The following is a 14,168-nucleotide window of genomic DNA, read 5'->3' as shown; positions in this document are numbered from 1 at the left end:
GCCTCGGGTGAAGCCCGAGCAGGCGTCACGACGGATGGCGAATGGGCGTTGATCGAGCCGTGACTGCCGGTGATCTAGGCGTCTTCGGCTCGCCGATGGGCGGCGTGATGTCGAGGCCGCAGCGCGCGGACAGGTCGGCCTCAGCCCTGGTCAGCGTGGACTCCGCCGTGGCCCGGGCCCGCCACGACGCCGTCGACATGCTCGTGGACGCCGGTGTCCTCACCCCGCTGGAGAAGGCGGTTGAGGAGGAGAGGGCACGCGCGAAAAGGGCCGGGCGGTGGCGGCTGCCGAACCTCTCGGCCCGGCTCGCGCAACAGCCTCAGCGGAAAGGGGTCACCACTACGACCACCACCGTTGCCACACCGCACTCGGCGGCCACCCACCGATCAACCGCGTGAACAACGCTTCAGGTCAATACGCCTAGCGGCCGATCTTGTCCAACTCGGCGAGTTCCTCGTCGGAGAGCGAGAGTCCCGTACCGGCGGCGTTCTCGCGCAGGTGTACCACTGACGAGGTGCCGGAAATGAGCAGGATGTTCGGCGACCGGTGCAGCAGCCAGGCCAGGGCGACCGACATCGGCGTCGCGTCCAGCCGGGTGGCCACGGCAGAAAGCGCCGTGGACTCCAGCGGGGTGAAGCCGCCGAGCGGGAAGAAGGGCACGTAGGCGATGCCCTTGTCGGCGAGTTCGTCGATCAGCTCGTCGTCCTGGCGGTGGGCGAGGTTGTACATGTTCTGCACGCACACGATCGGCGCGATCACCTGCGCCTCGGCGACCTGTTCCGCCGTCGCGTTGCTCACGCCCAGATGCCGGATCAGGCCTTGCCGCTGGAGTTCGACAAGAGCCTCGAAGGGCTCGGCGAGCGAACCGGGCCGAGGGCCCTGGGCGTCGCCGAGCCGGAGGTTGACCACATCAAGCACGTCGAGGCCGAGGTCCTCGAGGTTCTCGTGGACGGCGCGGCGCAGGTCCTCGGGCTGCCGGGCAGGCGGCCAGCCGCCCTGCTCATCGCGGACCGCGCCGACCTTGGTCACGATGTGCAGCGATTCGGGGTAGGGGTGCAGTGCTTCACGGATCAGCTCATTGGTGACGCGCGGCCCGTAGGCGCCGGAGGTGTCGATGTGGGTGATCCCGAGGTCGGCGGCCTCACGCAGGATGGTGAGTGCGCCGTCGCGGTCGGCAGGCGGGCCCATGACCCCAGGGCCGGCGAGCTGCATGGCGCCGTAGCCGAAGCGGGTGACGGTCAGATCGCCCAGGGGCCAGGTGCCGCCGGGGAGTGACGCAGAGAGTGTGTTCATGGCTGTGTCTTTCCTGCTGAGCCGGATACTTCATGGGCTGCGTGTCACGTGGTCCGCCGCTCGTCGACGGCACCTCGTCCGCGCCGGCTACCGGCGCGGATCTCGCTTCGCCCGTGCCGTTGATGTTCGCTCGCCGACCAGCGGCGCATCCAATACCGGCACAGTGCCCGGTGATACCCGGAAGGTATCACCGGGGTATGCTGTCGCCATGGACATCTTGGAGACCCGCGAGCTGAGGTACTTCCTGGCCGTGGCCGAGGAACTGCACTTCGGCCGTGCCGCCGAGCGCCTCGGCATGGCACAGCCACCGCTGTCCCGGGCGATCCAGCGGCTCGAGCGGCGCCTCGGTGTCTCCCTGCTGAGACGCAACCGTCGCGGAGTCGCCCTGACTGGCGCCGGGGAGATGCTGCTGTACGAGGGCCGCGCGGCCCTCGACGCGATCACCGCCGCCGCCCGCCGCGCCCGCCGCGCCGGTGGCGCTGACGACCCGAGAGGCCCCCGCAACCGCCTGGTGCTGGCGGTGAAGGCCGCCGCGTCCCACGAGTTGCTGCACAAGCTCCTCGACGCCTACGCGGCCGAGCCGGACGCCGCCGAGATCGACGTGCTGCCGAGCGGTACATGCGAGCAGGAAGAGATGCTGCGCGATGGCCGGGCTGACGTGGCGCTCATGCACAAGCCGTTCAACTCCCTCACTGGGTTCGACAGCGAGGAACTGATGACCGAGGGGCAGATCGCCATCCTGCCCGCCGGGCACCCCCTCGCCGCGCACAAGACTCTGTCCCTGGCCGACGTCAGCGACATCCCCGATCTTCCGCTCGCCCGTTGGTCCCGTGACGGCGTCTACCCACCCGGTCCGGGCCCCGAGATCCACGATCAGACGCAACTGGCCCAACTGATCGCCCTCGGACGCACCGTGGCCGTCTTCCCCGACTCCGCCCGCGCCTGGCTATGGGCCGAGCACACCGCCGTCCCCCTGACCGACGCACCCCCCGTCGTCACTCACATCGCGTGGCCCGCGCACAGCCGCTCCCTCGCCCTCGCGGGGCTGGTCCGCGCAGCCACACGGCTATGACCCCCTCGTGCCTTCCCACCGCGCCGTCACCCTGATGCCCCTCCGCCTGACCGTCGGCGCCCACACTTCACTGCCGCCCGCCCATGGGCGCGTGCACTGCCGACCTTCATGCCGGCAGAAGGCGTGCCGGGCTGGTCACGGGACGGGCGGGTCGGCGCAGCGTCACGGCCCCGGCCCGCGAGATGGCCACCGGAACCCTTCTGGGCTGCTGACCAGCACGTACGCCGTGAACAAGATGGTCACGACCACGACGAGCCGATGATGCCGTACGGCAGTGCCGCGTCACTCGTCGTCGGTGGCGTCCCTGTCGCGCAGCGGGCGCAGACCGCCGGGCAGGTCGGGGAGCTGGAAGGCATACCTGCCGAGCTCAGCACGCACGGCGTGCTGTGCTTGCTGCGTGCCGTGACGCTGGGCTGGAGGGATGGGTCCTCCGGCCGTTGAGGAGTGAGGAGTGCCCCTGCGTCGGAGGCGCTGAATGAGTCCCCGTCCTCGACCTGTCATTCCTCGGGTGGGGCGTGCAGCTCGTGAAGGCCGTCTGCTTGCAGCAGTCGTGCCGTGTGCTGGAGGTGCTCGCGGAGCAGGAGTGCGGCGCGCTCGGCATCCCGGTCGACAGACGCATCGAGGAGTGCCCGGTGTTCGGCTGCACCGTCGCGATCCGGTTTCCGCTGGAATGAAACCGACCAGAGCTGGTAAAGGCCCGCCTCCTCGCGAAGACTCCGGGCCACCTGCAGTATGCGTCGGTTCGGGCACCCTGCGATCAGGGCGAAATGGAACTCGGTGTGAACTCGCGCCCACTCGTCCGTTGGGCGGCTGGGCTGTTCAGATGAGGTGAAGGGTGTCCGGGCAAGCAGGTGATGTGCGGCGACCGCGTTGGCCTCCCACTGCCGGTCACCCTTCTCGATCGACATGCGCAGAGCCATGCACTCCAGCTCCACGCGTGCGGCCGTGAGATCCTCGAGATCTTCGAGGGACAGCGGTGTCACCATGTAGCCAAAATTGGGCTGCGAGCGGACGAGTCCCTCTGATGCCAGTCGGGTCAGTGCCTCGCGCGCGGCACCTACCGAGGTTTTGTAATCCTCACAAATCTGCTGGAACTTCAGACGTTCACCAGGGCGGAACCGTCCCCCTAGGATGTCGTCCCTCAGCCTCTGATGCACAGCGGCCGCGCGTGTCGCCGATCGACCTTCTTTCGCCATGGTCCATCATTTTACCTGGCTCATGGGTAAGCCGCGGTGACTTTCGAAACCTTAGTGCATATCGACTAAATGGAGGCATATAAACATGTTTCCGCGTCGCTACACTCAGGCTCGCCTGTCCGCCGAGGACCCGGCGCGCCCCTCGGCGGGCCATCACGTGTGGTTGGCCGCGTAACCGACCTACGTCCAGGCTGCCGCCGGAGACATAGCGAGCCTTGCCTGAAGGCCAGGAACACCGCAGCTTGTGCGATGTCCTCTGGTGGCAGGCCGCGACAGGCATGTGGTGCAACCCCAGCGACATAACCTTGCGGTCCACGTCGGCGTCGGTCGGGTGCGCCCCAATCGCGGCTTTCGTCATCCGCCATGTCCGGCACGCCGTGGCGAGCGGCACCGGAGGCGATGGCGATGATCCGTCCGGACTCGCGTTCCGCGCCGCCGACGGCTCACCGCCCGACTGCCGGCTGCTCGCCCAATGGCCGGCCGACGCAGCCGAGCCCACCGACTACTGGCTGTCCACGCTGCCTGCCGAGACCCAGCTACGCGAACTTGCCCGCATCGCCAAGATCCGCCGCCAACCCGCCCCCACTAGAAGGGCCACCACCTGGTCGTGCGCAACGGCTACCACCTGCCTCGCACGGTCACCACGGCGGCCGGGGCGGTCGAGGTGAAGGCGTCGCGGGTGAACGGTTCTCCTCGGCGATCCTGCCGTCCTGGTGCCGCAAGTCCCCCAAGATCAGCGAGGTGCTGCCGCTGCTCTACCTGCACGGCCTGTCCTCCGGCGACTTCGTACCGGCACTGGAGCAGTCCCTGGGCTCGGCGGCCGGTCTGTCGCCCGCGAGCGCCACCCGGCTCATCCAGCAGTGGCAGGCGTAACTTTCGAAAATTACATTGACATGCTCGAATGAGAAGCGTATGAACATATCAGTAGAGCGGAGCCGCCGCTCTCCCAACGACGGGAGAAGCAGTTGACGATGGGACGGCAGGCCGCCCGTGCTTCCGGCGCGGACCAGGCTCCCTCGGCCGGGACGCCCGCCGGTGTGATGCTCGGAGTCAGAGCGGTTTCCTCGATGGAGCCGGCGTTGCTCCAGGTCGAGGACATCCCGGTACCGAGCATCGACGGTCCGGACCAAGTACTGATCGAAGTTCGTGCCGCCGCGGTGAATCGAAGCGACGCACTCGCCTGCCGCGGAATCCTGCCGGGGCCGTTCCCTCGCGTTCTCGGGCGAGCCTTCGCCGGCGTTGTAGTCGCGGGCACGCGCGAGCTCCTGGGCCGTTCCGTCTGGGGAGCGGGCGGCGAGATCGGCCTGTCCTGCGACGGCGCCTACGCCCAGTACCTCGCGTCGTCGAGAACAGCGGTGACCCCGATGCCGGCAGGGCTGTCTTTCGCCGAGGCCGCAGCCTCCGCGCTGTCCTACCTCACTGCCGCTGCCGCGCTACGGCTGGCTGGTCCGGTCGGACGCGAGTCGACGGTGATCGTGACCGGTGCCGTGGGAGGAGTCGGAGCGGCCGCCGCTGATGTGGCCCGCTGGCTCGGCGCACGACGCGTGATCGGCGTCGTCAAAGGGGCCGACGAACTCAGCCTGGCAGTTGCCGCCGGAATAGACAGGGTGATCGACGCTGATCTGTCACTGGGAGATCGTCTTGTGGACGCCGCAGGACCGGCAGGCGCCACATCCGCCGTCGACGTCGTGGGTGGCCCCCTGACAGCGGACATCACCCGCGCCATGGGCGCGCGCGGCAAGATCTGCCTGCTCAGCAGCCCGCCACAGGACTCAGTCGCCGCCATCGATCTGCTGGATTTCTACCGCAAGGAACTGCACCTGCTCGGCCTGAACACCGGCCGACTGGCTCCGGCGTCGGCAGCCGCCCGGCTGCGCGAACTCGCCCCCGGTTTCGGGGACGGCAGCCTTCGGCCAACGCCTGTCTACGCCACCTACTCCCTGGGAGAGGTAGCACAGGCGTTCGCCGCGGCCGAGCGTGGCGTACGCGGACGGCCGGTTCTGCTTCCCCATGGTCCAACCGGTGCCGACACCGTCGGCATCGTCACCAAATGATCGGAGATCCATGCGTTTCGCCAACCACGATGGCCGAGCCACCATCGTCCTGAACGACACCACGGGCATCGACGTCGAATCGGCCAGCAAAGGCAAGTTCGGGTCCAACCCCGCGTCGGTCTACGGCGTCTGGGACGTGTTCGTCGACTGGGCAGCCACTGTGAACCCCACGGACAGCGTCCTGACACTCCATCGGTCGCGCCTGGGAGCCCCCTCCCCGGAGCCTCGGCAGATCTTCGCGATCGGCCTGAACTACCGCGACCACGCCGCGGAGTCCGGGTTCGACCTTCCGGACCGGCTGCCCCCGGTCTTCACCAAGTTCCAGTCGTCGCTGACAGGACCCGACACGACCGTCACGCTTCCAGCCAGCGGGAAAACGGACTGGGAAGTGGAACTCGTCGTCGTGATCGGGCGGGAAACCAAGGAGGTCGGTAAGGCCGAAGCCTGGGGCAGCGTTGCGGGACTCGCCGTCGGACAGGACCTCTCGGAACGAATCTCTCAGCTACAGGGACCCGCACCGCAGTTCAGCTTCGGCAAGTCGTACGCGGGTTTCGCACCGGTCGGCCCGTGGTTGGTCACGCCGGACGAGCTGTCCGATCCGGACGACCTCGAGCTCGGCTGCGCGATCGACGGCGACGTGGTCCAGCGAGGCCGCACCAGTGACCTGATCTTCGACGTGCCGGAGCTGATCTCATCGCTGTCGCACGGCGTGACCCTCTATCCCGGCGATCTGATCTTCACCGGCACACCCGCGGGAGTCGGCCTCGCCCGTCAACCGCAGCGCTACCTCCAGCCCGGGGAGGAACTCCGTAGCTGGGTCGAAGGCATCGGCGAGATCCGTCAGGTCTTCACCGCCGATCGCTGAACCGCCCACACTGCATCGCAAGGAGGAAAGACCATGACGACGAGCGAACACACCGCTGACATCGGCAACCTTCTCGAGGTCGATGTATCGACTCTGAGCCGCGAGGAGCTTATTGCGCACAATCTCCGGGTCGTCGAGGCACATTTCCACAACGAGAACCCGGAAAGTGTCGACAAAGCGATCGCGCTTTACACCGACGACATCGTTTGGGAAGCACCGTTCCGTGGTCAGGTGTACAAAGACGCTGCCACCGTGAAAGAAGCCTACCTAGCGATTTTCGAGACAGTGCATTTCAACCGGACCACGACGCTTCGCCGCTTCGCCACCGAGGACTACGTCTTCGACGACCAGATCTGCGACCTCACCGTGGTCGGGGACGGAATGCCGAACCTCGGGTTCAAGCCCGGTGACCGGGTGAGCATGCGCCTCGTTCATTGCTTCGAGATGCGCGGTGGCCGGATCGCGCGGGAGATCGCATACGAGATGTCCCGGGAGTTCCGCGGTCCCCGCGATGTCGACGACATTCCTGAAGGAGCTGTCGTCACCGACTACCCCGACGGCCCGCACTACGGGCAGTGGTGAGATCGGCTCTGTCACCCGTTCAGCCGCTCTCCGCCTTCAGAGCGAAATTACCAGTTGTCTCGTCAAGCTGACTGCTCTGGGCGAGCCCTCGAACCTGAGGGCTCGCCGGCCTGACGGCAATCCATTCAGCTATCACACAGTGAAACCACGGAGAACGCCTTGAACGTCGCCCACCTGCTCGTCGACGGCAGCCGCCGCGCCGGCGGCGCCGACGCCCTTGTCTTCGGGGGCCGCAGGACCAGTTACCCCGAACTTGTCGATCGGGTAGCAAGAGTGGCGGCCGGATTGCGCCGGCTCGGTCTGCGGCCTGGTGATCGGGTCGCGCTGCTCCTGCCCAACCGGCCCGAACTCGTCGAGATGCTCTGGGCGTGTTTCTGGGGCGGATTCGTCGCGGTCCCGCTGAACTGGCACCTCCACCCCGACGAGATCGCCTACATGGTGGAGCAAAGCGGCGCCGCGGCGATCCTCGTCTCGGCGGAGACTTCTGCCGCGGCGGACATGCTTCCGCCGCAGGTCCGGATCATTCGGGCCACGGCCGCCGAGGGGACGAACACGAGCACCGCGTATTCAGCCGTACCCACCGCTCGGCCGCTCGACATGGCGGCTGTCAACGACGCGGATCCAGCATGGCTATTCTACACCTCCGGCACCACCGGCAGGCCCAAAGGTGCCACGTTGAGTCACCGCAACCTGGCTGCGATGACCGCCGCCTACCACGCCGATATAGATCCGGTTGCTCCCGGCAGTTCTTTCCTGCACGCTGCCCCGCTCACCCACGGCAGCGGCCTCTACCTCCTCCCCGCGATCGGCCGCGGGGCGACGAACGTGATCTCGCCTTCCGGCAACTTCTCGCCAGGCGACTATCTCGGGCAGATCGAGAGGCACAAGATCACACACGCGGCGTTCCTCGCGCCGACAATGTTGAACAGGATCGTGCGCAACCCTCAGTTCGCAAAGTACGACTTGTCGGGCCTGCGCAGCATCGTCGTCGGCGGCGCCCCCCTCTACCAGGAGGACTTGCGCGCCGCGGTGAACGCTTTCGGGCCAATCATCACCCAGATGTATGGTCAGGGAGAGGCTCCCATGACCATCACGGTGATGCCCCCTGGGGACGCCCTCGCTCATCCCGGCTCCTGTGGCCGCCCCTTCGGTGGAATAGACCTCCGCATCGTCGCGCAGGACGGTTCTCCCGTCCCCGATGGAAGTGACGGTGAGGTCATCGTCCGGGGCGCCGTGGTCATGAACGGCTACTGGAAGAACCCGAAAGCCACCGCGGAGACTCTCCTGGACGGTTGGCTGCACACCGGTGACATCGGCCATCTCGACCCGGATGACGGATACCTCTACCTGACCGACCGCGCGAAGGACGTCATCATCACGGGCGGATCCAATGTCTATCCGCGCGAGGTCGAAGAGGTCCTGCTCACCCATCCGGCAGTGCGTGAAGTCGCGGTTGTCGGAGTTCCGGACAGCGAGTGGGGAGAGTCCGTCGTCGCTTTCGTCGTAACGGACCAAACCCTAGGCGCAGATGAGCTCGTCGAGCTCTGCAAAGCGCACCTCGCTTCGTTCAAGAAGCCAAGGTCGGTTGTCTTCGTCGAAGATCTGCCAAAGAACGCCACCGGAAAGATTGCCAAAAGGCAACTCCGCCAGGAGACACACCTGGCAGACCGCCAGATCATTCGGTGACGCCACGGGGAAACACCTCAGCACGACCAGGCCCCCTAAACACCTGAAACCAGTCACCACGAGCTGCCGCTTCCGCGCCCCAACTGGGACCAGCTCGCAGCCAGAAAGGACCCCTGGTTCGATGTCGCGAGAGAACCTGACCCGGCCCGTCCTCGACTCCGTCGGGCGACTCGAGAATCACGATGCGACATCAGAAGCAGGGATGGCCTCCATCACCGTCGGTGTGATCGGCGGGACGGGCCACCAAGGGCGTGGCTTGGCCTACCGGTGGGCGAACGCAGGCCTGTCCGTCGCGATCGGCTCACGAGACGTGGCTAGGGCAGCCGCGGCCGCCAATGAGCTGCGAGCGGAGTCTGGATCGGGCACCGTCATTGGTCTCGACAATGCCACGTGTGCGGAGATCAGCGATGTCGTGCTCATCGCAGTCCCCTGGGCCGCTCATGACGAGACCCTGGAGACGTTGCGTCCGGAACTGGCCGGCAAGATCGTGATCGACTGTGTGAACCCGTTGGGATTCGACCGGAACGGGCCCTACGCTGTCGACGTGCCCGGCGTCGCGGTGCGGGCCGCTGATCTGCTCCCAGAATCCCGGGTGGTCGCCGCCTTTCACCACGTCTCCGCGGTGTTGCTAAGCGACCCCAAAGTGTCCAGCATGGACCTCGATGTCCTGGTTCTCGGTGACGACCCCAACGCCAACGACATGGTGTGCAGGCTGGCCGACGCAATTCCCGGTGTCCGGGGCATCCATGGCGGGCGGCTTCGCAATGCGGCCCAGGTCGAGGCACTGACCGCCAGCCTTATCGCGATCAATCACCGATACAAGATACATGCGGGGTTGCGGATCACAGATTCTCACAACTGACCAACCAGGTCGGGGGCTGTCCATGCGTACCAGCGCACCGATCCGTAGGCCGCCCCGCTCGGTGACGGTCACCTCGCGCAGCGGCAGGCCGGTGATGTCCACCAGCGTCGGCGTCGCCCGCACCATCAAGCTCGACACCACTTACCTGGGAGTCGGCACCGGCATGACGGGCGAGCCCTGCGCCGCCTGCAAGGCCGACACCGAACTGCGCCGCGAGGACTTCACCCTCACCTGGCAGAAGATGCTCGCCCACCGCGTCGCGGCCATCGGCACCACCATCCGCGTCGAGCTGGACATCCAGGTCGTCCGCGGCACAGATGGACAGCCCGCCCGCGGCCAGGTGAGACCCCGAAGCGTCGCAACCGGTTCTACAGCCTTGTCCTTACGAGCGGGCCGTGACGGGGACGATGCCGTCATGGCGAGCCCATCCCCACAACTTGCCCCACACTCCAGCGGCTGCCGCAGCATCAAAGCCTGCCCCTGACCACAGAAAACGACTCGCCAGCATGCAACATGACAGTACCGCTGACAGGAGTTGGACGCTCCGTGAGCTTGTGGAGAGCATCCCCGAGATCCGCTTCGCCCTCGTATCGACCTGACCACCATGACACCTCACTGACTGGCTGAAGCCTGGGCAGTTCAGTGTTGGTCTGTCGGGCGGATCAGTTTGCGGCTCGCGCCGCTTGGCTGGCCCGCCGGCATTTCACCGAGGTGACCGACGCCAGCTCTCTCGTACCTCCTTCGCACAGGCCCGAAAGGTATCGCATCACAACGCCCCTCCCAGCAGCCAAGCCGCCTACACCTCAGTAAAGATCATTCGCAGGAAGCGCTTCACCCGGCAAGAGCAGTGCCCTTCACAGCAGACATGATCGCAATCTGGAGAAATACCAGTGGTCCTCACCGAGAACTCCATGCGTCGCGCTCTCAAACGCGCCCGGGACGGCGCCGCCCTGGACGTCACCGAGGCCGCCGTCCTGCTCCAGGCGCGCGGCGAGGCCCTCACCGGCCTCGCGGAGTCCGCCGCCCGGGTCCGCGACGCGGGCCTCGACGCGGCGGGCCGCCCCGGCGTGATCACGTACTCGAAGAGCGTCTTCATCCCGCTGACCCGGCTGTGCCGGGACAAGTGCCACTACTGCACCTTCGCCACCGTGCCCGGCAAGCTGCGCCGCGCCGGGCACGGGATGTTCATGTCGCCGGACGAGGTCCTCGACATCGCCCGCAAGGGCGCCGCCCTCGGCTGCAAGGAAGCCCTGATCACCCTCGGCGACAAGCCCGAGGAGCGCTGGCCGGAGGCGCGCGAGTGGCTCGACGCGCACGGCTACGACGACACCATCGCCTACGTCCGCGCCATCTCCGTGCGCATCCTGGAGGAGACGGGCCTGCTGCCCCACCTCAACCCGGGCGTCATGTCGTGGACGGACTTCCAGCGCCTGAAGCCGGTCGCTCCCTCGATGGGCATGATGCTGGAGACGACCGCGACCCGGCTGTGGTCCGAGCCCGGCGGCCCGCACCACGGCTCCCCGGACAAGGAACCGGCCGTCCGGCTGCGGGTGCTGGAGGACGCGGGCCGCTCCTCCGTCCCCTTCACCTCCGGCATCCTCATCGGCATCGGGGAGACCTACGAGGAGCGGGTGGAGTCGCTGTTCGCGCTGCGCAAGGTGGCGCGGGCGTACCACGGCATCCAGGAACTGATCATCCAGAACTTCCGCGCCAAGCCCGGCACCGCGATGCGCGGCATGCCGGACGCCGAACTGGACGAGCTGGTGGCCACGGTGGCCGTCGCCCGGCACATCATGGGCCCGAGCGCATGCCTACAGGCCCCGCCCAACCTCGTCGACGCCGAGTACGAGCGGCTGATCGGCGCCGGCATCGACGACTGGGGTGGGGTCTCCCCGCTGACCATCGACCACGTCAACCCCGAGCGGCCCTGGCCGCAGATCGAGGAGCTGGCGGCGAGGTCCGCGGCGGCCGGCTTCGAGCTGCGTGAACGCCTGTGCGTCTACCCGGAGTTCGTGCGGCGCGGCGAGCCCTGGCTGGACCCGCGGCTGCGCCCGCACGTGAGTGCCCTGGCCGACGCGCAGACCGGCCTCGCCCGCCCGGACGCGGTGGTCGAGGGCCACTCCTGGCAGGAGCCGGAGGAGGTGTTCGTGCCCTCCGGCCGTACGGATCTGCACACCGCGATCGACACCGAGGGCCGCACCTGCGACCGCCGCGACGACTTCGACGAGGTCTACGGCGACTGGGCCGAACTGCGCGCCGCGGCCGCCCCCGGCATGGTCCCCGAGCGCGTCGACACCGACGTCCGCCAGGCCCTGGCGACGGCGGCCGACGACCCCACCCGGCTCACCGACGCCGAGGCCCTGGCCCTGCTGCACGCGGACGGCCCGGCGCTGGACGCGCTGTGCCAGGTGGCGGACGAAGTGCGCAAGTCGGTGGCCGGCGACGACGTCACGTACATCGTCACGCGCAACATCAACTTCACCAACGTCTGCTACACCGGCTGCCGTTTCTGCGCCTTCGCCCAGCGCCGTACAGACGCCGACGCCTACACCCTCTCCCTGGACCAGGTCGCCGACCGCGCCCAGCAGGCGTGGGACGTGGGCGCGGTGGAGGTCTGCATGCAGGGCGGCATCCACCCGGACCTGCCGGGCACGGCTTACTTCGACATCGCCAGGGCGGTCAAGGAGCGCGTGCCGGGGATGCACGTGCACGCCTTCTCCCCGATGGAGGTCATCAACGGCGCGACCCGCACCGGGATGTCCATCCGCGAATGGCTGACGGCGGCGCGTGAGGCGGGCCTGGACTCCATCCCCGGCACGGCGGCCGAGATCCTCGACGACGAGGTCCGCTGGGTCCTGACCAAGGGCAAACTGCCCACGGCCACCTGGATCGAGGTGATCACGACCGCGCACGAGCTGGGCATCCGCTCGTCGTCGACGATGATGTACGGCCATGTCGACCAGCCCCGCCACTGGCTCGGCCACCTGCGTACGCTGGCCGGCATCCAGCAACGCACCGGCGGTTTCACGGAGTTCGTGACCCTGCCCTTCATCCACACCAACGCGCCGGTCTACCTGGCGGGCATCGCCCGCCCGGGCCCGACGATGCGGGACAACCGGGCGGTTACGGCGATGGCGCGGCTGCTGCTGCATCCGCACATCCCCAACATCCAGACGAGCTGGGTGAAGCTGGGCACCCAGGGCGCGGCGGAGATGCTCCGCTCCGGCGCCAACGACCTGGGCGGCACCCTCATGGAGGAGACGATCTCCCGGATGGCGGGCTCCTCCTACGGCTCCTACAAGTCGGTGCGGGACCTGATCGCGGTGGCGGGGGCGGCCGGCCGGCCGGCGAGGCCGCGTACGACGCTGTACGGCGAGGTGCCGGAGGAACGGCAGCGGGCCGCGGCGGCGTCCGACGGGCACCTGCCCGAGCTGCTGCCCGTCCTGGAAGGTGATCGTGCCCCACACTGACAGCACCCGCTGGACCGTGCTGCTACCGGTCAAACCGTTCGCCCTGGGCAAGAGCCGCCTAGCGATCTGGGCTGGTGCGAGCCGGGCGGAATGGGCGCGGGCCTTTTACTTGGACACCCTGGACGCGATCTTCCATACCCCGCTGGTGCAACAGGTCATTGTCGTGACGGCCGACAGCGAGGCACACGTTCTGGCTGCCCGGGCCGGAGCGAAGGTCGCCGACGACACCCCTGTCTGTGGCCTCAACGCCGCTGTTCACCGTGGCGCTACCCACGCTGCGAGCAGCCCCACAGGGGGCCCCGTGGCGGTCTTGACCGCGGACCTACCGGCCCTGCGGCCTGAGGAACTCATGCAGGTCTTGACTGACGCGCGGCATCACCCCCGAGCCTTCCTCACCGACCACACAGGCTCTGGCACCACGATCTTGACAGCGAGCACACCGCGAATGCTCCTACCTCGCTTCGAGGGTGCCTCCCGCACCCAGCACGCTGTCACGGGGGCCCACGAACTCATCATCGCCAACGTTCCCGGCGCCCGACTGGACGTTGACACACCGATGGACCTGGGTGCAGCGCTTAGCTTGGGCGTCGGTCCGTACTCCACAGCTCTGCGATCGAACATGCGCGAACTGCCCCTACCAGCCGGGTCTGTCAGGGTCACCCCGGGCCGGGGAGCCACCGTGGCGCCCGCCGTCCCCGTGCCGCCCTGGATACCCCCTGTGCTCGCCGCGGAGCTATTTTCGAAAGTAGCATTGACATGCTACTAGCGAGTCATTATAAACAAATCTAGCTGTGGCAGAACGGCCTGTCACCCCGACGGCGGGAGAGCTTCGTGATGACACGACGAGACGCGGTCTGCTCTAGTTGTCGGGGACTCGTCGAGGTGGTGGAGGCCGGACGGCGGGGCACCAGTCCTCGATCAGCTCACCCGGGCAATGGGTGCGGAGGGTGCGACCGGGGCGGTGGACACGGTCGGCGGTGCGCTCACCCCGGTAATTCTCAACGCGATGGGAGTTCGTGGCCGGGTCTGCCTGATCAGCATCCCACCGCAGGCGGCGGTAGCCGGTGTCGACCTCCTCGCGTTCTATC

General features: G+C 67.6%; 12 protein-coding genes and 1 pseudogene. 11 read left to right on the top strand and 2 right to left on the bottom strand.

Going from position 1 to position 14,168, the window contains the following annotated elements; genetic code table 11:
• Window positions 1-59 precede the first annotated feature (59 nt).
• Window positions 60-398 carry a hypothetical protein gene (locus CGL27_RS50400; RefSeq protein WP_162952804.1) on the top strand — a complete coding sequence of 113 codons (339 nt, stop codon included), beginning with the start codon at window positions 60-62 and terminating at the stop codon, window positions 396-398.
• 22 nt (window positions 399-420) lie between these two features.
• On the opposite strand, the gene CGL27_RS37330 is transcribed toward CGL27_RS50400, so the two are convergent.
• Window positions 421-1,293, bottom strand: a complete 873-nt coding sequence (locus CGL27_RS37330) for an aldo/keto reductase family oxidoreductase (RefSeq protein ID WP_119992112.1) — start codon at window positions 1,291-1,293, stop codon at window positions 421-423.
• A gap of 208 nt (window positions 1,294-1,501) precedes the next feature.
• Here CGL27_RS37330 and CGL27_RS37325 point away from each other — a divergent pair, with 208 nt between their 5' ends.
• Window positions 1,502-2,365: a LysR family transcriptional regulator gene (locus tag CGL27_RS37325; protein ID WP_119992111.1), complete on the top strand. Its 864-nt coding sequence runs from the start codon at window positions 1,502-1,504 to the stop codon at window positions 2,363-2,365.
• A gap of 497 nt (window positions 2,366-2,862) precedes the next feature.
• On the opposite strand, the gene CGL27_RS37315 is transcribed toward CGL27_RS37325, so the two are convergent.
• On the bottom strand, window positions 2,863-3,561 hold the full coding sequence (locus tag CGL27_RS37315) for an FCD domain-containing protein (RefSeq protein ID WP_119992109.1): 699 nt from the start codon (window positions 3,559-3,561) through the stop codon (window positions 2,863-2,865).
• A gap of 601 nt (window positions 3,562-4,162) precedes the next feature.
• Between CGL27_RS37315 and CGL27_RS37310 the strand changes: the two are divergent.
• From CGL27_RS37310 to cofC, 9 genes and pseudogenes are all read left to right on the top strand, one after another.
• Window positions 4,163-4,428: pseudogene (locus CGL27_RS37310) on the top strand (transposase); the annotation flags it as partial.
• Window positions 4,429-4,640: 212 nt separating this feature from the next.
• A complete protein-coding gene (locus CGL27_RS37305; RefSeq protein WP_162953150.1) occupies window positions 4,641-5,615 on the top strand; it encodes a zinc-binding alcohol dehydrogenase family protein in 975 nt (324 codons plus the stop codon).
• A gap of 10 nt (window positions 5,616-5,625) precedes the next feature.
• Complete coding sequence (locus CGL27_RS37300) at window positions 5,626-6,480, top strand: fumarylacetoacetate hydrolase family protein (protein ID WP_119992107.1); 855 nt, start codon at window positions 5,626-5,628, stop codon at window positions 6,478-6,480.
• Window positions 6,481-6,513: 33 nt separating this feature from the next.
• Window positions 6,514-7,062 carry a nuclear transport factor 2 family protein gene (locus tag CGL27_RS37295; protein ID WP_119992106.1) on the top strand — a complete coding sequence of 183 codons (549 nt, stop codon included), beginning with the start codon at window positions 6,514-6,516 and terminating at the stop codon, window positions 7,060-7,062.
• Between the two features lie 159 nt (window positions 7,063-7,221).
• The gene (locus CGL27_RS37290; protein ID WP_119992105.1) at window positions 7,222-8,748 is read left to right on the top strand and encodes a long-chain fatty acid--CoA ligase; all 1,527 of its coding nucleotides are present in this window, start codon (window positions 7,222-7,224) and stop codon (window positions 8,746-8,748) included.
• Window positions 8,749-8,950: 202 nt separating this feature from the next.
• Window positions 8,951-9,610: an NADPH-dependent F420 reductase gene (gene npdG / locus CGL27_RS37285; protein ID WP_119994746.1), complete on the top strand. Its 660-nt coding sequence runs from the start codon at window positions 8,951-8,953 to the stop codon at window positions 9,608-9,610.
• Between the two features lie 22 nt (window positions 9,611-9,632).
• Window positions 9,633-10,094: a hypothetical protein gene (locus CGL27_RS53645; protein WP_346345793.1), complete on the top strand. Its 462-nt coding sequence runs from the start codon at window positions 9,633-9,635 to the stop codon at window positions 10,092-10,094.
• A gap of 400 nt (window positions 10,095-10,494) precedes the next feature.
• Window positions 10,495-13,080, top strand: a complete 2,586-nt coding sequence (locus tag CGL27_RS37275) for a bifunctional FO biosynthesis protein CofGH (RefSeq protein ID WP_276147932.1) — start codon at window positions 10,495-10,497, stop codon at window positions 13,078-13,080.
• Window positions 13,061-13,846, top strand: coding sequence for a 2-phospho-L-lactate guanylyltransferase (gene cofC / locus CGL27_RS37270; RefSeq protein WP_346345756.1), 786 nt, complete (start codon window positions 13,061-13,063; stop codon window positions 13,844-13,846). The genes CGL27_RS37275 and cofC overlap by 20 nt, the downstream gene beginning before the upstream one ends.
• Window positions 13,847-14,168 lie beyond the last annotated feature (322 nt).

This window comes from Streptomyces sp. 11-1-2 (assembly GCF_003595545.1).
Classification (GTDB): domain Bacteria; phylum Actinomycetota; class Actinomycetes; order Streptomycetales; family Streptomycetaceae; genus Streptomyces; species Streptomyces hygroscopicus_B.
The sequence above is the reverse complement of the archived record's forward strand: the minus strand, read 5'-3'. Positions and strand labels throughout refer to the sequence as shown.